Raw genomic sequence first — 26,717 nt, 5'->3', positions numbered from 1 at the left:
CTCTCACGAATACGAGACTAAAACCGCTTGAGCATAATGGCATCTTCATACGCCGTCGGGACCGGATGCGGGTGTCGCAACTGGCCGGTGCCGAGCACGACGTATTTGAGGATGGTCAAGGCCTCAAGACCGATCGGCCCCCGGGCATGCAATCGGGACGAGCTGAGTCCCACCTCCCCGCCCAACCCGAACTCCTCGCCGCCGTGCAACCGCGACGAGGCATTGACCAGCACGGCCGCCGCATCCACCTCGCGCACAAACCGCATGGCATGGGCATAGTCGCGCGTAGCGATCACAGCGGTATGGCCGGTCCCATATTGCGCGATATGCGCCAAGGCTTCGTCCAGATCCTTGACCATCTTGACCGCCAAGGTCGGCGCGAGAAATTGCTTGCCCCAATCTTCGTCTGAAGCCGGGACCAGGTTCCGATACCGCGGCAACGGTTGCGCCCCGATCATGGCGACCGTCTTGGGGCAGCCGAGGACATCCACGTTGAATTCATCGAGCAAGCGGCGGATCAGGGCCGGCAGGAATTGGCGTGCGATGTTCTGTTGGACCAGGACCGTGTCCACGGAACTGGACTCCGAGGGCTGTTGCGCCTTGGCATTGACGATGAGGTTTTGCGCCATGGGGATATCGACTTCGCCGTCGACGTACATGTGATTGACCGCCCCGTCATGGCAGAGGATCGGGAGCCGGGACGTGTCGGCCACGGCCTTACGGAGCCCTGCTCCGCCGCGGACGATCAACGCGTCGATCTGTTGGCGTGTCGCGCGCATCAGTTCCAACGCCACGTCCTTTTCGGGCCGGTCGATCAGGGTGATGGCCGCCGCCGGAATCCGGTGCCGCTCTCCCGCTTCCCGCAGCAGGGACGCCAGCGCCTGATGGGTGGCCGCCCATTCGGGCGCGCCGCGAAACACCGACACGTTGCCGGCCTTGAAGCAAAGCGCCAGGATCTCCATCGTGGTATTGGGGTTCAGCTCCGAGATGATCCCGAGCACGCCGATGGGAACCCGGACTCGCCGGACCTGCATGCCGTTCGGCCGCTCTCCCTGTTCGACCACCTGCCCCGCCGGATCGTCGAGATCCGCTACGCGCTGGATACGGTCGGCCATCAATTTGAGGTCATCCTCCGCCAGCTTCACGCGATTGACCGCCGCCTTGACCCGGTCCTTATCCTTCTCGCCTTCGAGGCTTTTCCCCACCGCCAGGACATCCTCCCGGTTGGCAGCCAAGAGGTCGTCCGTCCGCTCGGTAATCAGCTCGGCCACAGTCCGAAGGGTGGCCTCCTTCACCGGTCCCGAGAGCAGGGCCATGGGGGTGACGGATTCGCGCGCCTTCTTGAGGAGCGCCGAGAGATACATCCTGACAGGCATTTCAACCATGGATCGTGACCTCTGCTGTAGGGAGATAATGGGCATGCGCGGACAAGGGGCCGAAGGTCGGTCACCAGCCCTCGCAACGGAACGGCGGACTATAGCATGCGGTTTTTTATCGGGTCAAAACGCCGGAAGGATCGTTGCGAGGGGCCCGTCGCAAGAGGTCCAATGTGAGGAACAAGCATCCGGTAGTGATCGAGACGGAGCGCCGGAGGCAGGATGGTCACGGACGGAGGAGGTCGCGTTGCAGTTGTTCCAACTGCTTGCCGAGCCGTTCCAGTTCGCTCCGGGTCTTTTCGAGGCTCTCCTCTCCGTTTTCCACAGGCGGTTCTCCCTGCTGGAGATCCTCGACCTTTTCTTGGAGGCGCCGGCTCTCGGCCGCCAACACGTTCGTCATCTCGCGCTTGAACTCGTCGCCGGTGTTTGGTCGGTTGCCCTCCGGCCGATTCTGATGTTCCTGCTCGGCCTTCAGAGCGCGCACCACCCGGCCCAGATCTTCGGTCCGTTCCTTGAGCTCGACGGTCAACCGGTCGGTGAGCAAGGACAGGCGGGCGGCCAGCACCTTATAGGCGACGATCAAGAGGCCCAACGCCCAGAACGTGATCGTGCCGAATGCCCGGTTCGTCAGCGCGACAGACTCCGGCATCAATGGCGGGGATACAATATAGCCGAGGAGGACCAACAGGGTGGACAGGCCGGCCACGACCAACGGAGCGTAGAGGTAGGTCGTCCAATAGGTGACGCCGATGGGAACCATATAGAGGAGCCAGGGCGTGAATCCCAACCCCATCTGGACATCAATAAAGAAGATCCCGGCGAGCAGGACCACGATCGCAATATGGAAGCCCATCTCTTGGGGATTCATGAACGGATTTGCAGCCGAGGCGACATGCCGGGTCTCCCAGAACACCGGGTTTGCCACATCGCGGGCGTCACCGTCTCCGCGGCCGATGGTGGGGCATGTTCCTTGATCGGTGTACATCCCCAATGAGGCGTGAATGACGGATTCAGGACAAGGCCGGAACTGAAGAATCGGGGCCATTGTACAGGTTCCGCGCAAATTGTCAAAACGGGCGACGCTTGAGTCCCACGGAAGCCCGCTGCTACAGTTGGACGGTCCATCACAATCCATCGCATCGGGGCCGTTCATTCCAACCAGAAGAGGTGCCTATGGCAGTGGCATCGGTTATGCTCCCGCTCGGGACCATCGCTCCTCCGTTCGCTCTCCGCGATGTCGTAAGCGGCCGGGTCATCTCGCTCGATTCGTTCCACGGAAAACAGGCCTTGCTGGTCATGTTTCTGTGCCGGCATTGCCCCTATGTACAGCATGTCCAGGGAGAACTTGGCAGGCTTGGACGGGACTATGCGGAGACCGGACTGGGCATCGTTGGCATCAGCAGCAACGATCCGGCCTCGTACCCGGACGACGCCCCGGAGCAGCTTAGCGAATTGGCGCAACGACTCGGGTGGCCGTTTCCCTTCTGCTTCGACGAGAGCCAGGAGGTCGCCAAGGCCTATAGGGCTGCCTGTACGCCGGATTTCTACCTGTTCGACGCCCAGCGGCGCCTGGTCTACCGAGGGCAGCTTGACGACAGCCGTCCCGGCAACAACAAGCCGGTCACGGGCCGCGATCTGCGCGCGGCGATCGATGCGGTGCTCGCGGGCCGGCCGGTCGATGCCAAGCAACAACCCAGCATCGGGTGCAGCATCAAGTGGAAGCCGGGCAACGCTCCCGGTTAGCCGGCAGGATGTTGAACAAGTCCGCCAACCGGGTACCAGCCTGGCGGGTGATCGCGGCATCCCAAACGGCCGTCATGCGTCAATGGTCAATGGTCAAGCGTCATTCGTTACAGACCGAGAAGGAGACACCCGTCGAATGACCAATGACGAGTGACGAATGACGAGTGACGAATGACGAATGTTCGCTCGTCAGTTGGGCGTGATCTCGTAGACCAGGGTCACGGTGGCCTCGACCTTGATCTCCCCGGAAGAGATCGGCACCTCGCCGCCCGTGGCCTCCATCGCCATGGTCGCGCGGGCCATATGGGGCGCGGGATGGACGACATGGCCCCCTTCGGTCACGTTCACAAGCCGCACGAGCTTGACGTTGAGCGATTCGCCCAGCGTGACCGCCTTTTCCCGCGCCTTGGCTGCGGCGAGTTTCAGGGCGTTCAGCCGGGCCTGTTGCTCGTCCCGCAATCCCCAATGCAACCCGTGAAAGTGGTTGGCGCCGGCCGACAAGGCCTCCTCAATCACCGTGGCCACCTTGTCCAGATCCCGGACCTCCACGGTGAGGGTATTGCTCACCGTGTAGCCGATGATCTCCGGCAAGACCGGCGGCGCATCCGAAGGCCGTTTGGGCGGTGGCTTATAGTGGGGTGACACGGTAAATGACGAAGTTTGAATGCGCTCCTTCTCGATCTTCAGCCCCCGCAATCGCTCCATCACCTTCTGCATGACGGCCGAATTCTGACTCTGCGTTTCCGCCAGCGACTTGCCGGCCGTCTCCATGCCAAGCGTCACGAACGCCGTGTCGGGCGCGACGGTCACGGTGCCGTTGGCGGCCACGGTCAGGGCCGGCGGCTCCGGCTTGACCCCCTCCCCGGCCAAGGCCGTCGTCGGTGCAATCAGATACGCGATCAAGAGCGCGATCCATGACATGGTCCGCATTGTCGTCCTTTCTCGGTTGAAACACGTCCACTCAACCGATTTACAGCCGTTCGAGGCCGAGGCTAGGCTGTCGGACCAAAGGAGTCAAGGAGCGACAGGACGACCGGCACGGCGCCCGCCACTGTCCTGTGCTCGAAGACGAGCGGCTTTACGACGGAGGGCAAACCGGGTACGGTATCGATCCCGTTCACGGTCAATCCCAGGTCCCTATGTCCAATCGGCAGACATCCGCCGGAGAGGAATCGCCAACGGCTCAGTCCTTTCGACTGTTGCCCCTCGGCGATGCGGCGCTCACGGTGGAATTCGGCAACGAGATCGATCCGGCCTTGAACGAACGGGTTATCGCCTTCGCCGACGCCCTGCGCGCACAGGGCTGGCCCGGCATAGGTGACATCGTCCCCACCTATCGCTCCATGACGATCCATGTGGATCCGCTCCGCCTGGACCTGGCGACCTTGTCGGATCGACTCCTCCGGTTCGCTCGCACCGCCCCTACCAGCCGTACTACTTCCTGCACAAGACATAGGATTCCGGTGCTGTACGGGGGCAGTTGGGGTCCGGATTTGGAAGAGCTGGCCGATTTTGCCAACCTCTCCGTGGCCGAGGTCATCAGCTTGCACACATCCGTCGAGTATCGGGTGTATATGCTGGGCTTTAGCCCCGGCTTTCCCTATCTCGGAATCGTGCCGGAACCATTGGCCATGCCTCGCCTGGCTACACCGCGCGCGTCGGTCCCGGCCGGGTCGGTCGGGATTGCCGGCAGCCAAACCGGCATCTATCCGAGCGCGACGCCGGGAGGCTGGCGGCTGATCGGGCGCACGCCTGTCACGGTTTATCGTCCGGCCGATGCCAAGCCGTTTCTCTTGAGCCCCGGTGATCTGGTCCGGTTCGACCCGATCAAGCCCGAGGAGTTCGATCGCCTCCATCGCAAGCATCAGCATGACGCGGATTGATCTGAACAGCGACATGGGAGAGCGCGAGACGCCGGAAGGGCTCGCCATCGACGCCGCGCTCATGCCGTTCATCACCTCGGTGAATATCGCTTGCGGTGGTCACGCGGGCACGCCGGTCCTCATGCGCCGGACGGCGCGACTCGCAGTTCAGCAGGGAGTCGCAATCGGCGCCCATCCTGGGTTGCCCGATCCGGAGCAGTTCGGGCGAGCGGAACGGATCGTGGCCCCTGATGACATCGAGACCTTGGTGATCCGGCAACTCGGCATGCTGGCCGAGGTCCTCGATCGTGACGGGCTGACCTTCGCCCACGTGAAACCGCACGGCGCACTGTACAACCGGGCGGCCAAAGACCCGGAGCTTGCCCGTGCGATTGTGCGGGCGGTGCAAATTGTCGATCGCACGCTCCTGCTCTACGCCCTGGCCGGGTCGGAACTGGTCAAGGCGGCGCAGGCCGCGGGCCTGGCGGTCGTCAACGAGGCCTTTACCGATCGGACTTATCGCGCCGACGGCAGTCTGGTCCCACGTTCAGAAAGAGGGGCTGTGCTGGAGACCGAAGAAGCCGTGCGACGGCAACTGCGCCAACTGATCACGGGCGTGGTCACGAGCGTCGAGGGATCACCGGTGCCGATTCAGGCCGACAGCCTCTGCCTCCACAGCGATACGCCGCAGGCGGTCGCGCTGGCGCGGATGGTCCGGCAGGAGCTCGACGTTGCGGGGATTCTGGTCGCGGCGGTGCGGGCGAGATGATGGCGGACAAACCGGCTCGGATCACGGTGGTCAAGCCCGGATGGTTCACCACGGTGCAAGATGGGGGACGGTACGGGTACCAGCAATACGGCATGCCAGTCAGCGGCCCGATGGACCGACGGTCCCATGTCATTGCGAATCGGCTCGCCGGCAATCGCGATCAGGAGGCCGCGCTTGAAATCACGCTCAAGGGACCGGAACTGTTGTTTGAGACGGCCTCGGTCGTGGCAGTCGCCGGCGCCGATCTCAGTCCCGCGATCAACGGTGTCGCCCTGCCGCTCTGGACCAGCGTGCCGGTGAAGGCCGGCAGCAGACTCGTGTTCGGAACCAGACGATCCGGCGCACGCGGCTACCTTGCCGTCGCCGGAGGGGTTGATGTCCCGGTTGTGCTGGGGAGCCGGTCCACCCATGTCTCCAGCGGAACCGGCGGGCTGAAGGGCCGTGCGTTGGCCGCAGGTGACTGTCTCATCGGTGGAACAGCCGGACCGCATCAGCAGGCGATGATCGGTCGCTCCCTGCCGGAGCGACTGCGTCCGAGTTACTCGGCCGCCGCCACGCTTCGAATCCTGCCCGGGCCACAGCTCTCGTCCTTTGCGCCACAGGCGTTTGACGTGCTGGCCGCCAACCCCTACCGGCTCTCCAGCCGATCGAATCGCATGGGGTATCGCTTGGAAGGACCAAGGCTGACGCAGGCACGGGCGGAAGCGCGGATTTCCGACGGGACGGCGTTGGGGGCGCTCCAGGTCCCGCCCGATGGTCAGCCGATTCTCCTGATGGCCGACCGCCAGACGATCGGCGGCTATCCGATCATCGCGGTCGTGATCTCGGCGGATCTGCACCTGGCCGGGCAATTGCTGCCGGGCGACACCGTCTCGTTCACGCCGACGACCCTCCCCGAGGCCCAGGCCATCCTGAAGGCGCAATGGAAGGACCTCAACGAGACGATGCCTCCAGCCGCAGAGGTTAGACCATGAACTTGTCGGGTGAAACGGCGATCGAAGGAAACGCTCGCAGCACTTGCCGATCGGCGGTCACAAGCGAAACCGCCAGATCTTCTGCAACGGCGACAAACTCGCAATCATAAGCGGAGCATCCCGATCGCTCGGCCAGTTGAAGCACATGGGCGGAGCGAACGATGTATTCTCGACCTTCCATCCAGCGCTCGGCTTCCTGAGTCAGGTGGAGGGCCTCATGGAACGTGACCTCGCCGCGACGGGCAAGGCCGGCGAGGCTGTTCCGAAACTCGGATCTCCAGAGCCATGGAGCTGCCCAGACGGCGTCATTCTGGAACACCGATTCGGCCTCGTCCGTCCGGCTCCCTCGCACGAATAGGTACACCAACAGATTCGTGTCGACGACAATCACAATCGTCCCTGCCGCTTCAGGCGATTTAGCTTGGCATCGGTCAACCGGCCGTTTCGCGGAGTGATGCGCATTTGTCTGGCGTGCGCCAAGAAGGCGTCGGGATCCTTCGGCATGCTCCGGCTGCCGGATTCCAATAGGGCAATGACCTCCTGATTGAGACTTCGATGATGGCGGGCCGCCTGGAGCTTGAGGGCGCGATAGATCGGCTCGGGAATGTTTTTGATCGTGACGGTGGCCATAAAGCACCTAATTTAAGACATCAGAATGGTTCCAAAACGGAACCATTCTACTGTCCGATTGTCGAAGGGTCAAGGAACAAGACGGTCTGAGGGGAAAAGAGGCTGGAGAATGGACAAGTTTACCAGGCGAGATCGGAGGTTTCCCAACAGAGGGCCCATTGCGAGATGTCAACAATAAGCCCGCCCATTCCCTTCATGCCCAGTTCTTGATCCGCGAGGTATTACGGTCTTCATTGCGGCCGAGCAGGGTGGCGATACGGTCGAACAGGTCCTTCTCGCCGGTGTCCCGATCGGGATAAGGCCCGACCGTCACGATCTGGCTGGTGCGCTGGTCTTCGGCCCCGCATTGGACAGAGCCCTGAACAATCCAGGTCCCATCGGGATGAGCATGATAGGTCACATGGACGGGACAACCGGCAATCTTCATGTCCTTGGTATCGCCCGATGCATCAGCCCGGCTGCTGTCCGAAGTATCATGCTGTCGCTGATCAGGCTTCTCTTCCGGCATGGCATCACCATAAAGAGGAATGGAGAAGAGGGTCCGGTGACAAAGCCTACTGGCACAGGTGTTGGAACCATACTGGGTGGAACCCCTGGAGCGGGCTGCCTGAAGAGCATTGCGAATGCGACGGCCCCACCAGGGTTTCTCCGAGTAACAGAACCGATCGACGTGGGCGAAGCTCGGGCCTTCACCACGGAGGAGCTGTCATGCCCAACACCAACGCCTCGTTCTCACCGCTGACAAGGAGCGATCAGCTCAAGGCACAACTCGACAAGCTCGAAGGGTTGGACCATCGGGCGCCGGTCCATCCGAATTTTCAGGCATTCGATGCCGAAACGGAAGACCTGCTCGTCCGGCTTTATGGCCAAGGCCATCGCTATGTCGAAGCCTATAAGTACGCAACGGTCGCCGAGGCGGAGGCCATCGTGAACTTGCCGGCATCCGCTCAAGAGCCGATGGCCAAGGATCTGCCCAAAACCGCCCTGCAACAGCGCCGCCAGGTGCTCCTCGGCATCCTGACGGAAGTCCAAGCACTGGAAGCGAGGGAGGCGACGGTGCTGACCGGGGAAGATCGCGAAGATCCGCCGAGCGTCTAACAGGCTGGGGAAAAACTCGATATGTGTGCTTCGACAGGCTACGCCGGCCGGTTTCAGGGCTCATAGCCTTCTGAGGCAGGCCGTCGCCGCCCGCCTTAGCGGCGGGCAGTGTGATCGTCCACTCGGCGCATCTTGGGAAGATCAGGGTCCGACAGCATCTCGTCGCGGATCTGCGCGAGGGCTTGGCCGAAGGCGCGATTGAGCCGATCGCCGGGTCTCAGTTCACTATGGGGCGTGTAGTCTTCCTGGAACTGCGCCTGGCCGGTATAGGACCCGACGCGGGCGCCGGTGGGTTTCAGCAAGATCAGCGTCAATCGGACCTCCCCCGTCCGCTTGTAGGTGTTCAGCCGGAAGAGGGCCGCGAGCTGATCCGAATAGTGTGGGACATAGGTCCAGGGCTTGCGCCGGTCATGTTCGTAAAACTGATCGATGCGGCCGGTCAGCAAGAGATCTGGTTCCGGTTCGTAGGCGCTCACGGTACGGAAGACCTTGTGAGCCGACAGCTCCGCCAGGATCTCCGCCGTCAGGGTCTGGGTCAGCTTCGAAGGAGGTGGATTCGTAAAATCATCCGCGAGCACGCCATAGCGATGCTGCCCTGAAAGGATCTCGTCCGAAGCGACCAGGGGATGCAGCTCCACGGCCGCATCGATCGAACGGTTGAGAGAAGCGGAGGGAAGGACCAGATGCGGCTCGTAGGTCGTCGCACAGCCGGCGACCAGTAGGAGTAGGGCGAGCGAGCGCAACGTAGAGTGATGGCCGCCAGTCTTGTGCATCGTAAGGGGGCTCCGGTGATGATCCAACAATCCTTACAGCTTATGAAAACACCAAACCCTAGGGGGCATAACTAGGAGAATCCCCCACGTCGGCCTGAGCGGTTGGACAGAACTGGACCCTCGATCGGCGGTGTATCAGATGGGGAGCCTGGGGTACTTGTTTCGGGCCGGCCGCTTGTTGTACGGTAGCCCCGTTCACACCATGGCAGTCATCTGGATTCGTGAGCCGTATGTCGTAACGCCTGCCGTCCATCCCCGCCGAGCGATTCCTCAGCTTCTGAGTACTCAGTTCTGAGTCCGGCTCGTCTGGTGGTGTCTCGCTGCAAGGGAGCGCCGCATGATCAGCACGTTCGATTTGACCCTATTGGGAAGTTTGATTGTCTTCGGGGGGCTGGTATTTCTCCAGCATCGGAACTGGCCGCATTTCGGACGGATCTGGCTCAGCGGCCGGCGATCCTTCCACGCAGACTCGACCCTGGAGGGCCGCGAGAAGCTGGAGCGGTCGGCGGTGATGGCGGGAACTCGCTGGCTGACGGTCGGCGCCCTCACGCTCTTTCTCGCCTACGCGCAAGGCGGAGAAGCAGCCTACCTCTTTGGTCCCTGGAGCGACGTCCTGTTCCACGTCGTCTTCGTGGCCGGTTGTTGGGGCATGACGGCGTTGGGGATCAAACGAAAGACCGAGGCGCCGGCAGGCAGGACGAACGATCGAACCCTGACGAGCGTGTCGCTCGCCGACAGCCATCCTCGCACCGGAGTCTGACGCGGGACGGGAGCGGGCGGAGAGGCTCTTCGGCGGCACCTACTCTATCCATCGCGCTGATCGTTGCTGTCCTCGCGAAATGCGAGTGAGACGGCTGACGCCGCCAACCCGCCTGCGGGCGGCCGGTTGGACCATCATGACAGGCATGCGTCACTCCGCCAGGGCCTCGCCGGTCGGCCTCTCTTCGCTGGCCGAGCGGCGTGAGCCAGGCTATTTTTTCCTTGGCTTTTTCCTTGGCACCTTGTGACCTTTCCGTCTCGCCTCGGACAGGCCGATGGCAATGGCCTGCTTCCGGCGCGTCACCTTCTTTTTGCTTTTTCCGCTTCGCAGCGTGCCTTGTTTCCGTTTGTGCATGGCCCGTTTCACGGATTTGCGCGAGCCCTCACTGTATCTCGCCATCGCATGCCTCCATTCTGTTTTGCTTCTCCGTTTCGCTTCGCGGGACGACGCAGCCCCTGCTTCCTCCAGCATAGGAGCGGGATCGACGGCGGCTGACTCGTGAGACCCCTGGCTGGTGACTCTGGGATGCCGTCACGCGCGGCCTGTCCTCGCAGGGCAAGGCAGTTTGACCGCCCGACGCTGCCCTCGTTAGACTTTTCGTCGGTCGGTCATCAGGGGCCAGGACATGCGACAGTGGCGGCATTCCATCGGATGGGTTGGCGCCCCGATGATCGGCGTCTCTCTGGCTCTGTCCGCCTGTCCGCCCGGCCTGTTCGATGAGGTGGTTGACATGCGAGCACTGACTGCTGAAGAGAACGGAAAAAGAAACCTTGAGGCGATACGGGCGCTGCAGGTGGAACAGCCTCGTGCGCCGGCGGCAACCCCGGCCCCGCCTCCGGTCTCCAACGCGCTGTCTTCGACAATCGAGTCCCAGCCTGTCCCATCAGATGTTCAATCGGATGCCATCCCTCTCGTGCCCTCATCGATTCCGATGCAGCCGGGTGGCTCGGCACAGACGCAGGTTCCTCCGATACGACTGTGGACCCCGAGCCCGCCGACCCGTCCAAGCCTCCCCGACTACCCTGTTCCAGCCTATACGATCCCGGCGCCGGTCGGACCGGACTACCACGGAACGATCCGCTGCCTGCCGGACGGACTGGGCGGGCAACGGTGCCAGCCGCGCTAAACCTGTTTTTACTGGATCAACTTAAGACTCGCCGGCCCTGACCGACAGTCGCGTGACGCGCCTCAGACGTGACGATTTCCGTGCGTCACGTCCCAGACATAGGGCAGCAGGTAATAGCACAGGATGAAGAGCGTCAGGCCTAAGACCGCGCCGACCAGGCCTCGGACCAACAGCCCCGCGAGCGGCAGCAGGAACAGGCCCAGGTGCATCACGTGGGCCATCGCCTTGTGTTGATCGTAGAAGGCTTGCCGCATCTCGCCGTGGAGCGATTCGATGAAGGAGAGGTGGGAGGGCAGCATCGTCGTACCCCCTTTCGTCCAAGCATGGGAAAAAAGATGGGTCAACAGACCGACGGCTGGTCAATACGGTACGCGCAAGAAAGCCGGGCCGTCAAGCAGGCGGATTGGATAGCAAGACCGGCTCCCGTTCGGACGAAGGCATGAACCGGCAGTGACCAGCAGGCTTGGGTTGTCACGAGGGAGGGAGAGAACCGGGGCTAACGGTCTGGAAAAGACTCCCGGAACATGGTCTTTCTTCTCAATCACGTCGCGCTCTCATCGCAAGCGATGGACAAGAGGATTGGCGGCATGCTCCGAAGCAGGTCATGACGACTCAGGATTTGAAGCCGCAGGACGAATACGGACTCGTCCTGGCTCAACGGTCACGATCGCATCAGATTGGAGTTCTGTGGCGTAGCGATTCAGGGCTAGTAGACAAGTAGGCGCCTGCTGTGCAGCGGACAAGATTACCAGCCGGATAATCCCGGCATGAGCCTGCCCGCGCACGACGGCCAGTTCGCCAAAGTCCTTGTCGAGGGTAATGAGGATTCGACCCTCCCAATGTGCCAGGGCCAAAATCTCGTCATCGCCGGGATCAGTAGGCCAGTCTCCCGCCCAGACAACATCGTGCCCCGCGGCTTTCAGCGGATAAACGGCACCACCCCAGACACAGGTATCGAGCAGAAGTTTCACGAGGCGGATTCAAGCGGCAGTGGCTCAATCCGTTCGTGACCGACGAGTCGATGCGCATAGGCGAGGCAGGCCTGGATGTCCTCTGGTTCCATCCACGGATAGCCTTGGAGGATCGTCTCGTGCGAGTCACCTGCGGCGAGCATGGCAAGGACATGCTCCACGGCGAGCCGGCGACCTCGAATGATCGGCTTTCCTCCAAAGATACGCGGGTTGACCGTGATGCGCTTGAGGAGAACGTCTTCGTGATTCGGGGTCGTCATAGCTGCAAATCATAGCGCATATGGCTTGAGATTAAAACAGACCGACCAGATCTCGAGAATGGGCATAGAGGACCTTTCCTTCTTGACGGGCTGTTCGAATCACGGTCCCGGGCGCATCGCGGTACGCCTCGAATTCCTCTGGGGTCACGACGATCACGTCCTGCGGTATACCCATCCTGATGAGGCGTGGGGCTCTTGGTTACCGCGAAGCCAGCTCACCAGCGTGAGTGATCTCCCGTCTGCCCACAGGACGAACCTGGGCGGCCTCCACCGTGATCACCGCGGCGGTCTTGCCTTCCAGGGTGGTGAACTCGACCTCGTAAGCCTCACCGTCACGATAGATGTGAACCACCGTCCCGACATCACCCGCCACGAGGCCTTCAGACGAAGCGTCTATGACCAGGACAACTCTATCGTGTTCTCTGATCATCGTTATGGCTCCTGTTCTCTCGGATACGCCGTCACTGAGCGCGGCGTGTCACAACCTGTGTCAACAATCCACACGGTCCGGACGAGAGCGGTTTGACCATTGGGTGTCCGTACAACGCCATCCACAATATACTTATGCCCCTTCGACTTGGACACGGTCCTTGTTGGGGAGATCCATTTCAGATCACGGAAGCCTTAGCCATAGCTCATCCCGCCTGCCTGTCCGTCCGCCTGCTGCAGCGCGGGCAGGTCCCACGCAGACAGGTCGTCGCGGAGGACGTTACAGTAGTTCCAAAGCTTTTGGACGATGGCTGATGGGCTCATAGGACCTGGGCCTAATTGAGGAAATAGGATGGCAGCGGAATAGCAAGGAAACGCAGGAAGAGCATCCAGGTAGTGGTCTCAGAGGCAATCACCGCACACCGCGCGTAGTAATTCGACAATCGTCGAACATGCTGAGACGCCGCGCGGCTTCTTTTGCTTTCCATCGTTTAGCCCAACCAACTTTGTGCGGCTTGCAGAGCGCACAGGAGCGCTGCTTGCGTTTATAGGGTTTTCGCATTTAGCCTGAGCGCCTTTTTGCAATAAGCTCTCTGACCGCCGGGACGAGTTCGTTAGGAATTTCCATGACCGTTTGAGTCCTGTCCTCCGCTGTGGCTTCGTCTTCCGCCACAGCCTCTTCCTCTGTCTGCTCTTCATAGTGCGCAAGGACCCGACGGACTCGCGCTTCATCCCAACCAGGGGGGAATTTGCTTTGTTTCATGCTTTTTTCCTTCGGCGGCGTCGGTATGCCAGTAAGGGTTTGCCGCTCAACTGATAGGCCGTAATGACAAACACCGAATCGGGTTCTGGATCGGGGACGTAAATAACTCGGAGATACCGGCCTGCCCTGGTCTGTCCAATCGCCACGCGAGATCCCTCTCGCCCAGGCCGATCCTCCCCCGGTCGTCTCAATACATCTTCGACCTCCTGTTCGTCAACCTGGTGACCATAAATGTGTGGCAAGTCCGTTTCAGGATCAACATAGAACCTGATATTCATCTATGAGGACTCTCTTCTACAGTGTGCAAGCTGAGGGGCGTCAACTGCTCGACGTAGTTGCCGTAGCTCATCCCATCGTCGCGGAGGAGGTTACAGGAGTTACAGACTATTGGGGCGATGGCAGATGGACTCATGGAAAAGACTCCCGGTACCCTTTCTTTCCACGCTCACCTTTTCATGTTCGACGATGGCATGCTCACTATTGGGTATGTTCATCGGATCGACCTACGTATGATCGCTGGGAATATTGACTTCCCATGGTTCTGCCGATACGTCAACCGTTCGCCATAGTTCGTCATGCCATCGCGGAGGACTGAGCTTCCCCCCATTGTTTGGACAGGTTTTCATCTGAATTAAGCTAATGGATCTTTCCCTCCTTCCCTCCTTTCTTTTAGAGTTCTTCTGACTCCTGTTTCCCCAGAGGCGCGGGCCACAAACCGTCAATGCGTGGTTTGGGTGCAGGGGCATTTCAACACTTCGCTCCAGGATCGGTTATACGGGGCGATCGCCTGTCGGTCCATACCGGAGTAGCCCCCTCGACTCAGCCAAAATGCACCTCGGCCGGGGTCCGTCGGCCCAAGCTCTGGTGCCGTCGTTCGGTGTTGTAGAACAGAAAATACCGCTGCAACCCGGCCCAGGCCTCGGCTCCGTCGGCGTCGTCCCGCAGGTAGATCTCCTCGTACTTCACGCTCCGCCACAGCCGTTCCACAAAGATATTGTCCAAGGCCCGGCCGCGCCCGTCCATGCTGATGCGGACGCCCGCGCCCTCCAGCCGCCCCGTGAACTCGTCGCTTGTAAACTGCGCCCCTTGATCCGTGTTGAAGATCTCCGGCTGCCCGCTCCCCAACGCGTTCTCCAACGCTTCCAGGCAGAACAGCGCGTCCAGCGTGTTGGAGAGCGCCCACGCCAGCACGTAGCGGCTGTACCAGTCCAGCACCGCGACCAGGTACAGGAACCCGCGCCGCATCGGCACATACGTGATGTCCGCACACCACACGTGGTTCGGCCGCTCCACCGCCAGCTCCCGCAGCAGATAGGGATACGTCGGATGCGCGGGCTGCCGGCGGCTCGTGTGCGGGCCCGGCAGCACCGCTTGCAACCCCATCACCCGCATCAGCCGCGCCACCCGCTTGTGGTTGACCACGTGGCCCAATCGCTGCAGCCAATCGGTCATCCGGGGCACTCCGTAAAACGGCCGTTGCAAGTACAGTTCATCGATCAGCCGCATCAACGTCAGATTCTCGGCCCGTTCGGGCACTGGCTCGTAGTAGTAGGTCGAGCGCGCCAGGCCCGCCACCACACACTGCTGCACGATCGACACGGCACCCGGGTCGGCGTGGATCCATCCGCGGCGGGTCTCCCGCGGCACGCTCAGAGCTTTTTTCGCAGCCACTCCAGCTCCATCTTCAGGCGGCCGATCTCCTGGTACAGCGGGGCCGTCACCACCTCCTCGCTACGCCCCGTGCCCGCCAGACCTCGCCGGAACACCTCCGGCGCCCCGTCTAGCAACTGTCGCTTCCAATGGGCAATCACCGTCGGGTGCACACCATGGACGGCACTCAATTCACTCAGGGTCCGCACCCCCTTGATCGCCTCCACTGCCACCCGCGCGTTGAACTCCTCCGAATGGGTCTTCCGTTTTGGGGCCATAGGTGTCTCCCGGTTTTTGCGACGGTCGTTCTACCATAATTTCTTGGCTTCACGACCTGTCCAAAAAACGGGGGTAACTTCAGACTGCCATGCTGTGATCCATCCCGCCGGGACGGCTGCGCAGGATACATCGGCAAGAAGACATTTGGAAGCGGCGGCGATCATGCAGGAATCAAGTCGCCATGCAGCGGTGGGAAGAGGCTCAGCAGAAGAGGCTCGTTGATCGAGTTCAGCCAGATATGCGGCAATGGCAGCGCTTGTCAGAAAAAGACTCCTGCTGTCATGAAAAAGACTCCCGGTACCTCCTCTGTTCCTTCAGTAATACTTAATCGACATCAATTTTGATTGCTTGCACAAGATTGAGGTCTTGTAGGACTTGTCTCAGCTCTGTTAGGAAAATGGCGACTTGCTGGGCATCAAGGTCTACGCTAAAGTCCAAGCCGAGTCGTAAATCTGATCCACTCCGCAACTTGGGCAGGAGTCTCGTGCCCAGTCGGTTCCAGATCTCTGGAGGTATTGCACCCGTAATGTGCACTGTTTTCTTAGCTCCTGTGACCGTTGGGCTCGGTATCGCAGGCGTTGGAGTGATCGGCTCTGGTTCGGCAATCGGAGGCTGATCACCGGTCTGTGGGGATTCGGGCTTTGTCTTCAGAGCCTTGGCCTTTGCCTTCAGAACCAAATAGACATCCGCATCGAAGGCGATCTCATCCGCCGGCATCAGCTCTTCAAACCACAATCTCGTATAGCCACCGCCCGACTGTTGCCCTGAAGCAAGGCCAAAATCTCCACGTGCCACAAATTCAGGGATCTTCGCTTTCAGATAGCTATCAGGATCGATCACCCGTTCCATTGAACCGTTCAAGAACGCCTGGCGAAGACTGACGAGAGGCCACGCACCAGATTCCTTGAAGGCCTGGGGCCATTTTCTCTCAAGGTAACTGGCTCCTGGTGATTCATTCAGGAGAGCTTGAGACTTCAAAGCCGTCAGCACCCTCCCACAGAGCGTTTCGGAGCTACTCGCATGCCCCGCCCCAAGGTCAATAACTTTGAGCCCGTCCGGCTCCTTGTTATCTGCGAGCACGACATAGCGATAACTTGCCCACACTTCATCCCTGGCGATGTCTTCTGCCTCACGAACCTTGGTGCCTACTTCCGAGCGATCGGCACGGTCAAACTCCCCTGTGAGGGTGCCATCTGCGAGACCCTTATCTACGCTTTTCCAGGCCAGCCACGTCTCAATCTTGTCTTTGAGGTCACGGCCTGGCTTCCGTACACACCAAATCAAAGAGCCATGATAGAGGCGAGGTGATTTACCGCGCTGCTTCGTCCATTCGGCAATGGTGTTCCGAAGTGGACCATTGCCACGCCATTCAGATTCAGGGTCGAGAATCACCAGAGTGAGGCGTGGCGTATCTTGGATAGCGGTCCCATCTTCTGGAAACGTGACAAACGGTAAGGACGCACCACGCTCGAATTCTTTTCGGACCACCATCAAGCCAGCCTTCCGCACCTCATCATCGTCCAGCGAAGCTCGCTTATCGCTGACGACCTTCTTGAGAGTCGGCTTGAAGCCAAAGCGGAATCCGTCATGGCCGACCTTCCTGATGAAATAGCCTCTCGATTCGAACGCCACTGCGGCGTTATCAATTGACGTGGTCTCAATTTCAGGTTCGCCAAGAGCAAAGCGAAGCTCCGGCAAATGGGCCGTTTTGTCTCCTTGCCCTCCGGATGATTCGAACAGGATCGTGGTGCCAACTCGCCGGTGTATATCACGAAGCGGTCCTTTCGTATCCACATCAAGTGCCCGAGCATGGCTATGCTCGTCTGTCAGATCGGTTTGAATAGCACTCAGCAGGCGAGACTCACCCAACTGGCCCAAAATCACCGCTCGGAACTCGGGGACTTCTAGAGGCGCAGAGCCTAGAGTGATAAGAGGTTCCCGTCTGGCCCGCTGGTAGGCATCGCGGTAGGCCCAGGAGATCCACTGGGCCAACATCGCAAGAGTGCCCCGTGTCTGTTGATACTGAGGGAGCGCCTGCCATTTTCTTTGGAACACAGAGAGCGTCGCCGGATGGAATGGATAGCAGGCTTCAAACCTACTGCGCAGGAAGTCTCGTGATTTGGCATCAGTGGTCGCGGTATCGACTGCCGTCCACTCAGGAGGCAATTGCGCACGGCGTTCAAAACACCAGTCGGCATACGTCTTTGCCACGGCCTTTCGGACTTTCTCGGGTCCAAGATCTTCAAAGAGCCGGCGCCGGACAACCTCACTAATCTCGGTTTCATCGTTCGCGATCAAATCTTTCGCCACTCGTTTGACAACTTTTGTAATCTTGTCCTGCCAATCTTTATCCCAATCCGTCATCTCCACCTGGCTGCGGGGTAAGCTGATCATCGCCGCGCCGCGGGTGGTGCCGGTCATGGCAACCGTCAGGTTTTGGATGAAGGCATGAAATCCCTCCGCCATCCCACGATGGCGGTTCAGGAAGTTCAACACCTCGTCACAAAGAATGAGGGCGCTGCCTCCAGCGGCTTCGATCACACGGCCGATGGTCTCTGTCCCAGGAGGCGTCGTCTTGGAAGCAGGTCCAAGTGCAGCCACACCAGCATCGCCGGCCAGTTGGCGAGCGAGATCAATCCAAGGCGTCTCGCGTCCTTCACGTGGATCCCAGGCATTCCCGACAAAGACCGCCACTTTGGCTTTAGGGATTTCGGAAAGACCAGCGCTCTTAACCAGTTCGTTCACACCGTTATGACCAGCTAGTGTCTTGGCATGTTCCACGAGGTGATACAGCGCTGTCAGGGTGTGGGTCTTTCCGCCACCAAACTGGGTAACCAACGTAAGGACTGGCGCCGAGTTCTCGGTCTTTCCCGACAGACGGCGCAGAACCATGCCCGCGTGTTCTCGCAAGGCGCGAGTGAAGCAGGTGCGATTGAAGAACTGGATGGGGTCTTTGTAATCCTTGGGAGCAGTGCCGGCCAGGACTTGTTCAAGGGCGATGGCGAACTCGTCAGGATTGAACGACCGGCCCTCCCGCACTTCAGGACGGGGCGTCGCGACTCTGTACCAAGGTTCCATAGGCTCCTCTCAAGCTTTTCCGATCACTATGGGGACCGTGAGACTCGAATCCGTCCGCCTCTAATCGTAATGATCGAGGATTCTGCAAGATCCCGACTGTGCCGATCGAGGACTTTTTCCATCAACGCGATACGCGCCGTGGCTGGAACGTCCGGCAACCGCACGAGTCCACTGTGAGAAGCCTCTTCCCTAAAGATGACTTCTCCGAAGTCTTTGTCCATTGTGATGAGGATTCGTTGTTCCGACGCGGCCCAGTGCAAGAGCGTGCGATCCCCGGGATCGGGCCCTCGTTCGCGCGACTCAACGACGTCGTGTCCTTGCTGCCGTAGCCATTCAGCCAAGCGATGCCCCGCACACCGATCAATGAGAAACCTCACTTTCCACCGACTTGAACAGCGTCAAGTGAATCATGCGCGATAACGGCATGCGCATAGGCCAGGCAGGCGCGAATGTCTTCCGGCTCCAAGTCCGGATAGTCCGCGAGAATCGCCTCCACGGTTTCTCCCTGGGCCAGCAGGCTCAGAATGAGTTCGACCGAGATCCGCATGCCACGGATGATCGGCTTGCCACTAAAGATCTCAGAGTTGGCGGTTATGCGTCGAAGAAGATTTTGTTCGCTCATAGGTATACTCTCCTTTGAGTAACGCTCGATTCACCGCGGAACAGCTAAGAGCATCGCGTCGAGCAATCGTTTTTCTTCGCTATCTTTTGGGTAGAGCGCAGAGAGCGCGTTGGCAAGGCGTAGGAAATCCGGCCCTCGCTCCTGCTCGGCTTTGAGCAGTGCCCGCAAGGCATTGGCCCGGCCGCTGGACTGTAACAGCATCGCAGCATGGACGCGGTCGAGAGTCGTAGCTTCTCTTCTGGTAGTGAGCGCCTCATCACTCACGTCTTTGATCGCTTTCACCTTACCCTTCTTGCCTGGCCCGCGGCCTCTAATCGCTGGCGCCTCCGGCTCTGGTAGCATGAAGTCCAAGGTCATCTGCGGATTGCGGCGGGCCTCCTGCTCGATGCGTGTGGCAACCGCGGAAGCGTCGTCTTCGCCAAAGAGCTGCTCGGCCCGCTCGCTCACGGGCAAGAGCCGGACGATCCCCTTCTCTGTTTCGATGATGCGGCCTTCCCATTGATCGAGGTGGATGCCCAGCGGCTGGGCGAAGCGGCGAACGACATCAAAGATCAGCGTGTAGCCTTTGGCTTTCTTCTTCCCGCTCGTTTCGTCTTGCTCATCCTCGTCTTGCGTGTCTTCTTCATCCTCAACCTCAGCCTTAACCTCAACCTCTCCGTTTGTGCTCTGCAGAGTCCAGAGAAAGAGAGCCGTGAGTCGAGCATCTTCTTCGAGCGCCCCTGCCGCACCATTGCGGGCTTTCGCCTCTGCCGTCCCGAGCACTTGCTGCAGCGCCAACCGACCGACGGTTTCCCACACATAGGCGAGGAAGCCCCGCAAGTAAGGCTCGCTGGCTTCTGGATTACCACCCAATGGTATTTCTCGTCCTTCAGCATCCTCCACCTTGGAATACCGGCTATAGATTTCCATCGCCGGACCGATGCAGGCGAAGACCAGATCTGCACCACGCACACCCTCGGATTGCAACCGTTCAACCCACTCCCCAACGCGGTTAGGTAATTCTCGATACACCTCTCCCCAGTCCCCGACGGAGGCGTCCTCACCTCGTCGCCGACAAACCAAATGGACACTGGTAGCGAGCGCAGCCGATTCACGGGAGCGGAGACGACCTGGTCGCTCTGTAGCTATAGGCCATGAGCCAGTTATCGTCCATCCGCCCTTTATCATGCCTGAGAGTAGTGCCTCCCATCCTTCGGTTGTTTTATGAGCAAATACTACTGAACCAATACCATCTTCCCGAAGGATTCGATGCCCTTCAACAAAGGCTTTATGCATTGCATGCTCGTACCATTCGACAGGCTTTTTCGCTCGATTGTCTAAATGCTCTTGTTCGTCTCGGACAGCCTCCCGTGTTTTTGGCGTAAGCTGGTTGGATGCATCGAACGGATCTCGCATGAGCGGATGCTTAGGCAGTGCACGCTTCAGCCAGACGAAAAAGAAATCCGAAAGGTCAGCGTATGGAACTGCGTCGTAGTACGGAGGGTCTGTAAAGAAAATGTTTGCTGCATGATCCGGCAGCGGTAAGTTTGTGGCATCAGCCAGTTGGACTTGTCCCGGACTAGGATGAGCTCGGCTCCACCACCCAACAACGGCGGCGATAGCGTGAAGCAACTCAGGATATTCCTCGTCTTCAACAACAGGGACCAACTCCAAAAAATCCCATACGATCGGTAAGGCCTGTCTAGCGAAGGTGCCCCGTGGTGCTTCAGTACTTGCTATCCATGAAACGAGAGAGGAAAGCCGCTCGGCCTGCTTCGATATTGAAAGTGCAAGAAGCTCATTTACCAACAGCCCAGGCTTTTGCTTGTGCATCAGAGCTAGGAGGGCCAGCTTCTGGCGGCACGTAAAAAAATCACCGAAGTTGTACACGCCATATTTCCGTGTGCGATAACCACCCCCTAGACTTCCTGTCCCATCTTGAGGCGTAGGCTCATTTGGAATCGGTTCAGCCCCAGCAAAATTCTTGGCAAGTTTTTGGAGCGCTGTTGACGATTTTGAAACTGCTTGGTAGTCACGGTCTGTTGCAACCCGGAAACGCCGACCTTGTTCCAAAGGATTCATCGTCATAACTGCGAGAAGAAATGCACCTCCGATACGGTGGCCATTCTTGTCAAAAATGACATCGGCCCCACCCCGCTGTTCTCGGAGTTGTGCTCTCACCCTGTCCGGCTGAAGCACCATCCGGCATGCTGGACAGATCGCCTTGGCAAGAGTGACAGTTCCATGAGAAACGTCCGAATCCTTCGTGGGCGTGAAGACCTCGAACTCTACTCGCGGGGACTTACCTTTTGACCGAAGCACTTTACAGCATAACGCTCGCTTCTTCTTTGGCTTCTGTGAAAGCCAGAACGAACGAACCAAGGGAATCTCGGCTCCGCAGCCGGAGGATTCGCATCGAACCGTTCTGGCCCAAAGATAGGCGATAGGCCTCGCCCCGTCCGGATCGGGCGGATAAAACTCAGCAAGTTCCTTTTCAGCCGCCGCCTTGATCTCGCCGCATACGCGCCGCAACTCGTCGGCCAGTTCCAGACCATGTCTCGGGATGTCTTCGAGCAAGACCTTTAAGATGAGGCAGGCCACTGGATTCAGATCACTCGCGAAAGCTTCGCATCCCAGTCGCAACGCCTCCAACGGAATCGAGCCGCCACCGGCGAACGGGTCCACGACCAGCGGTGCCTCTTCCCCGTGCGCTGCCTTTACGAGCCCACGCGACACTTCTAGGTAGGTGCGATCGGCTGAGAGGTCCCAGTTGGCGAAATCGCCGATGAACTTGAGCAGGGCTTGCCGCAGATCGATGTCTTTCGGCCCAACGCCTCGCACAAGCTGTTTCAGAAGTTGTCGCGCTTCTTGGTTAAACTCGTGTGGGCAATGCTCATCACAAGGATCGGGAAGGAGTAGGGCCAGCAGCATCGCCCGACAGGCCGCGAGTGGCCGTCTCGCCCACCACAAGTGCAAGGTGGACGGATGTCCATGCCGAATGGACTTCTCCCGCGCCGCATGCTTCGACACCACGGCAATCGGGAAATCGACCTCAGCGAGACGTTTACATTCTTTGGGGATCACTTTTTCTTCTTTGGTTGTTGGGCCTTGAGAAACTGTCGGTAACTCGAAACCGCTGAATCTACTTCCGATGCAGTCAAACGATTGATATAGGGAATAACATCATTCGAGTATTTAGTGAGTACACCTTCGCTGGCCTTCCAACAGTACTGCGGCTTCGATTTGAGATCATGCTTCCAAGCTATGGCTTGGAAAACATGACCAGTGAATTCCCTTCCATGAAGATTACCGATATGGTCGATAATGTCCTTTTGGCGAAGGGGATGACTCACATTTGGATCCTGAGTTTTCACAATGGCCAGCGGTCCAGTCGTTGCGTCTGCTTTCCCCACACCGACTGTCACATCGGCATCGCCGATTTTCTTGACCGATTCCAGCTTCACGCTGAAAATCGTCATGAGCCTTCCGCTATCCTCCCCGGCCTTTTTAATTTCTTCCGCTGCTTCGGCGAGCCCAGCAAGAAATTGGTGAACTGCGGACGTTTTCTTTTGGGAGGCACTCCCTTTCCCGGAGATATATGAAATGATATCTATAGGTGGGGTAATGCCTAGCGGGAGGAGTTGCCAATTTATGTCTTTTTCTAGTTGTTGATGAAAGGCTGCTTCAAGGACATCACGAAAATTTTTTATGCAGGTCTGAGTCAACGAGTACATTACAGCACCGAATCCATCTGCATTGTAAAAGTGCACCGCATTGTCTCGGTAGGTTCCTAGCAACTCCAAATTTCTTTGAACGGGCAGAACATTGATGCCTCTGGGAAATATCTTTGCAGCACTTGTCAATGCGTCTTGCCATGACAGAGTACGGTAGGGTTGGCCCCGCTTTTTCTTGTAAAAGATCGATGCGCCACTTTTCGAAAGCATAGCTTTTAAGATTAATTCCCACGCATTCAACAGCAAAATAACTACACACTCATCGCGATAGCGGAAAGAAGGCTTGTTGTAAATTTCAATCGCGGCAACGATCGCAGCCTTTGCATTGTCCAGGAGTCTTCTATGCGAACCACGGTAGTTCATGACTTACTCCTGTACTCGTTCTGCCCGCTGTATGGCGGTGAATCTTCACGGACTTTCATCGGTTGAGTCATTGCATCCACGGACAAATAGTAGTGATCGACTTTCTTGACCTCGTGCCAATCAAGCCGTGCCGGATCTTTAATCGGGTCTTGAAACCGCGGCTGCGTCTTACAGTGCGTGACCACATAGAGCCAGTAACAGTCGCGACGATCCTCAGCCACCCGCTTCTCGTTCGGCGTGAGGCAAACCGTTCCAGCGTCACCACCGATGCCTTTGATCTCAATCAGGCGCAGCTCGCCGGATTGCGTGTCCAAACTCGTGATGTCGTACCCCAAATCCTTTTCATGAACGTCGGTGACCGTGCGGCCTTGCGCCTGCTCATGCTCGATGACCACGCGCATGGCGATGGCTTCCGTTTCCGGATCAGGTCGAAGATTCTTCACTTCCGGCTTGTTCCGTTCCGGATGGGGGAAGACGAGAATGCTCGTCATTCGCTCGACAGATTGGAGGGTCAGCGATCGTTGGCGCTCCAGTTCTTGCCGCCGCTTTTCTCGCCGGGCGAGCATTACGGCATGCCGGTCTTCCGCGAGCTTGAGACTGCCCGCGGCCCCTTCCACTCCCCTTTCCGCTTCTTCGGCAAATCGCCCGATAAGCCGATCTTCCTTTTCCAATAACTCCTGCAGCGATAGTTCGACGTGCGCCCTGATTCGGTCCACCTCATCCAGGCGCTCCTTTCGGACTTCTTCCAGAAATGGTGTGAGCGCTTCTTGCTGCAGCCAATTCTGGGCGTCATGTGACGTGGCGACGGATGGAAGCGTCTTTGGAAGAGGTGCTGCCTGTAAATTACCCAGAACACTGGGCTCATGCAGGCGACAGGTTCCATCCTCCGCGACCTGCACGGCAAACAGGCGTTCATGGACCACATAGCCCAATCCGTCCACAATGCGAGCTCGATAGAAATCGATTCTCGCCGGCGCGGATTGTTCCAGCGAGTAGAAGCATGCTCCCACAGCGAGACTGTCCTGAGCCTGGGCCAGTGCATGGCGCCTCAGTGCCTCAAACAGCGGATGGCCCGGCGTGACCCATTCCAGATTGTGCGACTCGGCCGTCTCGCGGTCAGTTGAAAGCCGGGGATACCGGTTCGCCAGAGATTGGCACTTCCAATCCGGCTCTGTTTCGAATCGCCGAAGCGCTTGCGGTGTGCTGCCAGGTTCGAAGGTGTGGGGTAACGCAGGGACCGGCTTCAGCGTCAATGGGACGAGCGGCGCCACTTCACGGATGAAGCGCGCGATAGTTTCCGGCACGACTCGCCGCTCCTGAGCCCTCGCCCGCCGTTCGAGCAACATTTCGAGGTTCAGCTTCTTGGAGGCCAATCCCTCCAACGCGTGCTGACAGATCTCGCGGAAGCGCTTTTCCTTCACGTCACGCAGCAACCGCTCCTCTAGATCCGCGTCTCCCATGCGCCCGGCGTAGTAATCGCGCAGCACGCTTTCGAGCCTCGCTGCCGGAAGAATTTCGCCCACCACGTTGAACACCGCATCGTCATCCAGGGCGTCTCTGATCTCTTGAAGCTTCTCCAACAGTTTCTGCAAGACTCGGCCCTCGACCGTATTTGTCGCCACGAAATTGAAGATGAGGCAGTCCTTGACCTGGCCGTAGCGATGGATGCGGCCCATGCGCTGTTCGAGCCGATTGGGATTCCACGGAATGTCGTAATTAAAGAGGATGTGGCAACATTGCAGATTGATCCCCTCACCTGCGGCCTCCGTGGCGAGGAGCACTTGGATGGCCCCATCTTTGAACTGCTGTTCCGCATACAACCGGCTGCCCGGTTCATCCCGTGAGCCGGGCTTCATGCCACCGTGGATGAACCCGACGCGGAACCCCCAGCTCTTGAGGCACTTCACGAGATAGTCCAGTGTGTCTTTGAATTCGGTGAAGAGGAGGAGGCGCTGTTCTGGGTGATCGAAGAAGCCTTGCTCCTGCAGCACATCTTTGAGACGGGACAGCTTCGCCTCCACGCCGGCCTCTTCAACTTGCTGAGCTTGAATCGCGAGCACCTTGAGATCCTCGATTTTCTCGCGGACCTGTTCGGGATTCTGCGCCAGCGTAATGGCCTCCAGAATTTCTTCCAGCCGTTCCCGCTGGGATTCTTCCATCTCCTCCAATTCGTCCGGGTCAGGCAGTTGCGGCGGCGCCAGCCGGGCCAGTTCCTGCGCGGGATTCAGTCCCTCTTCCAAACGCCGCGCACGATTCTGGAGGGAATGGCGGAGCGCATAGGTGCTGGAAGCAAGCCGACGCTGATAGAGCGCCATCAGGAAGCCCACGGCACGGGCTCGCGGATCGTCCCCTTGCGCTGCCGCTTTGTGCGATTGAGCTTTCACGTACGCCGTCACGTCACGATAGAGACGGTCCTCCGGCCCGTCGATTTTGAAGTCCACCGTATGTGGAATACGCTTGGTGAAGATTTTTCGCGCAATCCATTGGCCGTCGGGTTGCCGCTCCGGGAAATAGACCATGGCCTCTTTGGTGCGACGCAGATAGAACGGTGCATGACGGCGGCTCATGGCCTCTCGAATCGACCGGACATCGGCATAGGCGTCCTCATCCAAGAGCTGCAGGAACAGGCTGAAGTTTTCCGGGATACCTTTGTGCGGTGTCGCGGTGAGCAGCAAGATATGGTCGCTGGAGTCGCGCAAGAACTCACCGAGGCGGTATCGTTGGCTTTTGTGCTCCGCATCCGAGGCCGACATGCGATGCGCTTCATCGACAATGACGAGGTCCCAGCGAACCTGCCGGAGTCCCGGCAAGATGTTGGTTCGTTTGGCTAAATCAAGCGATGTAAGGACCGTTTTTTGTTCCATCCACTGATTCACACCAAACTGGTCACGAATATCATCTCCCTTAAGGACCAGGAACTTCTCGTCGAACTTTTCCTTCAGCTCACGCTGCCATTGGAAGGTGAGATTGGCTGGGCAGACGATGAGGATGCGTTCAGCCAGGCCACGCAGCTTGAGCTCGCGGATGAGCAGGCCGGCCATGATCGTTTTCCCTGCGCCGGCATCATCGGCGAGGAGAAATCGGACGCGTGCCAACTTAAGGAGGTGATCGTAAACCGCTTCGAGCTGATGAGGGAGCGGATCGACGCGAGAAATTGAAAGACCAAAGTAGGGATCAAATTCGTATGCGATGCCAAGGACGTAGGCCTGGAGACCTAAGCGGAGGAGATTGCCGTCACCGGTATAGGTGTATATGGGATCTTGAATCCGAAGTGCTTTAATGTCGGAGGGTGTGAGGGTGACATTTCTGAACCGTTCGCTCTGCGTCCCGACGAGGCCAACAATCCACGAATCCGCACCGCCCGGTCGAAGGGTCTCGACCCGCATTGGTTCGCTGAACAAAGAGCCAGTAAGAATCTGACCTTCCTTGATCGGGGCAATGGCGGTCACAGGCTCCCTCCCGCAAGACTTCAGCGCCG

The 26,717-nt window shown here is 59.0% G+C and carries 29 protein-coding genes; 7 read left to right on the top strand and 22 right to left on the bottom strand.

From position 1 onward, the window contains the following. Positions 1-17: 17 nt before the first annotated feature. Both QWI75_RS12665 and QWI75_RS12660 read right to left on the bottom strand, forming a co-directional pair. Positions 18-1,385: a glutamate-5-semialdehyde dehydrogenase gene (locus QWI75_RS12665; protein ID WP_289268941.1), complete on the bottom strand. Its 1,368-nt coding sequence runs from the start codon at positions 1,383-1,385 to the stop codon at positions 18-20. Between the two features lie 217 nt (positions 1,386-1,602). Beyond that, entirely contained in the window at positions 1,603-2,301 is a 699-nt protein-coding gene (locus QWI75_RS12660; protein WP_289268940.1) for a DUF2852 domain-containing protein, read from the bottom strand. Between the two features lie 248 nt (positions 2,302-2,549). Between QWI75_RS12660 and QWI75_RS12655 the strand changes: the two genes are divergently transcribed. Further along, entirely contained in the window at positions 2,550-3,119 is a 570-nt protein-coding gene (locus tag QWI75_RS12655) for a thioredoxin family protein (RefSeq protein ID WP_289268939.1), read from the top strand. A 189-nt stretch (positions 3,120-3,308) separates the two neighbouring features. On the opposite strand, the gene QWI75_RS12650 is transcribed toward QWI75_RS12655, so the two are convergent. Then, positions 3,309-4,049, bottom strand: a complete 741-nt coding sequence (locus QWI75_RS12650) for an SIMPL domain-containing protein (protein WP_289268938.1) — start codon at positions 4,047-4,049, stop codon at positions 3,309-3,311. Positions 4,050-4,177: 128 nt separating this feature from the next. On the opposite strand from QWI75_RS12650, the gene pxpB reads away from it, so the two are divergent. From pxpB to QWI75_RS12635, 3 genes are read left to right on the top strand one after another with little or no spacing between them, the layout of a single operon-like run. Next, the gene (gene pxpB / locus QWI75_RS12645) at positions 4,178-5,002 is read left to right on the top strand and encodes a 5-oxoprolinase subunit PxpB (RefSeq protein ID WP_289268937.1); all 825 of its coding nucleotides are present in this window, start codon (positions 4,178-4,180) and stop codon (positions 5,000-5,002) included. Then, complete coding sequence (locus QWI75_RS12640; RefSeq protein WP_289268936.1) at positions 4,989-5,750, top strand: 5-oxoprolinase subunit PxpA; 762 nt, start codon at positions 4,989-4,991, stop codon at positions 5,748-5,750. Before pxpB ends, QWI75_RS12640 begins: the two co-directional genes overlap by 14 nt. Next, positions 5,747-6,724: a 5-oxoprolinase subunit C family protein gene (locus tag QWI75_RS12635; protein ID WP_289268935.1), complete on the top strand. Its 978-nt coding sequence runs from the start codon at positions 5,747-5,749 to the stop codon at positions 6,722-6,724. The genes QWI75_RS12640 and QWI75_RS12635 overlap by 4 nt, the downstream gene beginning before the upstream one ends. Here QWI75_RS12635 and QWI75_RS12630 read toward each other — a convergent pair. The 3 genes from QWI75_RS12630 to QWI75_RS12620 form a co-directional block, all read right to left on the bottom strand. Next, positions 6,714-7,115: a type II toxin-antitoxin system VapC family toxin gene (locus QWI75_RS12630; RefSeq protein ID WP_289268934.1), complete on the bottom strand. Its 402-nt coding sequence runs from the start codon at positions 7,113-7,115 to the stop codon at positions 6,714-6,716. The two genes, QWI75_RS12635 and QWI75_RS12630, sit on opposite strands and share 11 nt — an antisense overlap. After that, complete coding sequence (locus tag QWI75_RS12625; protein ID WP_289268933.1) at positions 7,112-7,354, bottom strand: FitA-like ribbon-helix-helix domain-containing protein; 243 nt, start codon at positions 7,352-7,354, stop codon at positions 7,112-7,114. The genes QWI75_RS12630 and QWI75_RS12625 overlap by 4 nt, the downstream gene beginning before the upstream one ends. A 193-nt stretch (positions 7,355-7,547) precedes the next feature. Then, the gene (locus QWI75_RS12620; RefSeq protein ID WP_289268932.1) at positions 7,548-7,862 is read right to left on the bottom strand and encodes a hypothetical protein; all 315 of its coding nucleotides are present in this window, start codon (positions 7,860-7,862) and stop codon (positions 7,548-7,550) included. A 200-nt stretch (positions 7,863-8,062) separates the two neighbouring features. Between QWI75_RS12620 and QWI75_RS12615 the strand changes: the two genes are divergently transcribed. Next, complete coding sequence (locus QWI75_RS12615) at positions 8,063-8,452, top strand: hypothetical protein (protein WP_289268931.1); 390 nt, start codon at positions 8,063-8,065, stop codon at positions 8,450-8,452. A 95-nt stretch (positions 8,453-8,547) separates the two neighbouring features. Here the strand turns inward: QWI75_RS12615 and QWI75_RS12610 are convergent, their stop codons facing one another. Next, complete coding sequence (locus QWI75_RS12610; protein ID WP_289268930.1) at positions 8,548-9,225, bottom strand: hypothetical protein; 678 nt, start codon at positions 9,223-9,225, stop codon at positions 8,548-8,550. 337 nt (positions 9,226-9,562) lie between these two features. Between QWI75_RS12610 and QWI75_RS12605 the strand changes: the two genes are divergently transcribed. After that, the gene (locus tag QWI75_RS12605) at positions 9,563-9,985 is read left to right on the top strand and encodes a hypothetical protein (RefSeq protein ID WP_289268929.1); all 423 of its coding nucleotides are present in this window, start codon (positions 9,563-9,565) and stop codon (positions 9,983-9,985) included. Positions 9,986-10,195: 210 nt separating this feature from the next. Here QWI75_RS12605 and QWI75_RS12600 read toward each other — a convergent pair whose 3' ends face one another. Beyond that, positions 10,196-10,384 (bottom strand): DUF6496 domain-containing protein, encoded by a 189-nt coding sequence (locus tag QWI75_RS12600; RefSeq protein ID WP_289268928.1) that lies wholly within the window; start codon positions 10,382-10,384, stop codon positions 10,196-10,198. A gap of 226 nt (positions 10,385-10,610) precedes the next feature. On the opposite strand from QWI75_RS12600, the gene QWI75_RS12595 reads away from it, so the two are divergent. Then, on the top strand, positions 10,611-11,111 hold the full coding sequence (locus QWI75_RS12595) for a hypothetical protein (RefSeq protein WP_289268927.1): 501 nt from the start codon (positions 10,611-10,613) through the stop codon (positions 11,109-11,111). A gap of 62 nt (positions 11,112-11,173) precedes the next feature. Here the strand turns inward: QWI75_RS12595 and QWI75_RS12590 are convergent, their stop codons facing one another. The 14 genes from QWI75_RS12590 to QWI75_RS12540 form a co-directional block, all read right to left on the bottom strand. After that, positions 11,174-11,410: a hypothetical protein gene (locus tag QWI75_RS12590; RefSeq protein WP_289268926.1), complete on the bottom strand. Its 237-nt coding sequence runs from the start codon at positions 11,408-11,410 to the stop codon at positions 11,174-11,176. A 303-nt stretch (positions 11,411-11,713) separates the two neighbouring features. Then, complete coding sequence (locus tag QWI75_RS12585) at positions 11,714-12,082, bottom strand: DUF5615 family PIN-like protein (protein WP_289268925.1); 369 nt, start codon at positions 12,080-12,082, stop codon at positions 11,714-11,716. Further along, positions 12,079-12,342: a DUF433 domain-containing protein gene (locus QWI75_RS12580; RefSeq protein WP_289268924.1), complete on the bottom strand. Its 264-nt coding sequence runs from the start codon at positions 12,340-12,342 to the stop codon at positions 12,079-12,081. The genes QWI75_RS12585 and QWI75_RS12580 overlap by 4 nt, the downstream gene beginning before the upstream one ends. Positions 12,343-12,541: 199 nt before the next feature. Next, positions 12,542-12,772: a DUF4926 domain-containing protein gene (locus tag QWI75_RS12575; RefSeq protein ID WP_289268923.1), complete on the bottom strand. Its 231-nt coding sequence runs from the start codon at positions 12,770-12,772 to the stop codon at positions 12,542-12,544. A gap of 2 nt (positions 12,773-12,774) precedes the next feature. Beyond that, the gene (locus QWI75_RS22860) at positions 12,775-12,927 is read right to left on the bottom strand and encodes a DUF6883 domain-containing protein (RefSeq protein WP_370693575.1); all 153 of its coding nucleotides are present in this window, start codon (positions 12,925-12,927) and stop codon (positions 12,775-12,777) included. 406 nt (positions 12,928-13,333) lie between these two features. After that, positions 13,334-13,534, bottom strand: coding sequence for a hypothetical protein (locus QWI75_RS12570; RefSeq protein WP_289268922.1), 201 nt, complete (start codon positions 13,532-13,534; stop codon positions 13,334-13,336). Next, positions 13,531-13,812: a DUF4258 domain-containing protein gene (locus QWI75_RS22855; protein WP_370693574.1), complete on the bottom strand. Its 282-nt coding sequence runs from the start codon at positions 13,810-13,812 to the stop codon at positions 13,531-13,533. Before QWI75_RS22855 ends, QWI75_RS12570 begins: the two co-directional genes overlap by 4 nt. A gap of 541 nt (positions 13,813-14,353) precedes the next feature. Then, positions 14,354-15,462, bottom strand: a protein-coding gene (locus QWI75_RS12565) for an IS3 family transposase (RefSeq protein WP_289268921.1) whose coding sequence is annotated in 2 segments (ribosomal slippage) — positions 14,354-15,186 and positions 15,186-15,462 — 1,110 coding nt in all. Because the reading frame shifts where the segments join, the coding sequence is not laid out codon by codon here. A 325-nt stretch (positions 15,463-15,787) separates the two neighbouring features. Further along, positions 15,788-18,541: a DUF499 family protein gene (locus QWI75_RS12560; RefSeq protein WP_289268920.1), complete on the bottom strand. Its 2,754-nt coding sequence runs from the start codon at positions 18,539-18,541 to the stop codon at positions 15,788-15,790. Between the two features lie 26 nt (positions 18,542-18,567). Beyond that, positions 18,568-18,918 (bottom strand): DUF5615 family PIN-like protein, encoded by a 351-nt coding sequence (locus QWI75_RS22850; protein WP_370693573.1) that lies wholly within the window; start codon positions 18,916-18,918, stop codon positions 18,568-18,570. After that, positions 18,915-19,163: a DUF433 domain-containing protein gene (locus QWI75_RS12555; protein WP_289268919.1), complete on the bottom strand. Its 249-nt coding sequence runs from the start codon at positions 19,161-19,163 to the stop codon at positions 18,915-18,917. The genes QWI75_RS22850 and QWI75_RS12555 overlap by 4 nt, the downstream gene beginning before the upstream one ends. A 30-nt stretch (positions 19,164-19,193) precedes the next feature. Continuing rightward, positions 19,194-22,226 (bottom strand): DUF1156 domain-containing protein, encoded by a 3,033-nt coding sequence (locus QWI75_RS12550; RefSeq protein WP_289268918.1) that lies wholly within the window; start codon positions 22,224-22,226, stop codon positions 19,194-19,196. Then, entirely contained in the window at positions 22,223-23,239 is a 1,017-nt protein-coding gene (locus QWI75_RS12545) for a DUF3644 domain-containing protein (RefSeq protein ID WP_289268917.1), read from the bottom strand. The genes QWI75_RS12550 and QWI75_RS12545 overlap by 4 nt, the downstream gene beginning before the upstream one ends. Further along, a complete protein-coding gene (locus QWI75_RS12540) occupies positions 23,236-26,688 on the bottom strand; it encodes a helicase-related protein (RefSeq protein ID WP_289268916.1) in 3,453 nt (1,150 codons plus the stop codon). Before QWI75_RS12540 ends, QWI75_RS12545 begins: the two co-directional genes overlap by 4 nt. Positions 26,689-26,717: the final 29 nt, after the last annotated feature.

It is taken from the genome of Nitrospira tepida (genome assembly GCF_947241125.1).
Taxonomy (GTDB): domain Bacteria; phylum Nitrospirota; class Nitrospiria; order Nitrospirales; family Nitrospiraceae; genus Nitrospira_G; species Nitrospira_G tepida.
This window is presented reverse-complemented; position numbering and strand designations above follow the sequence as displayed.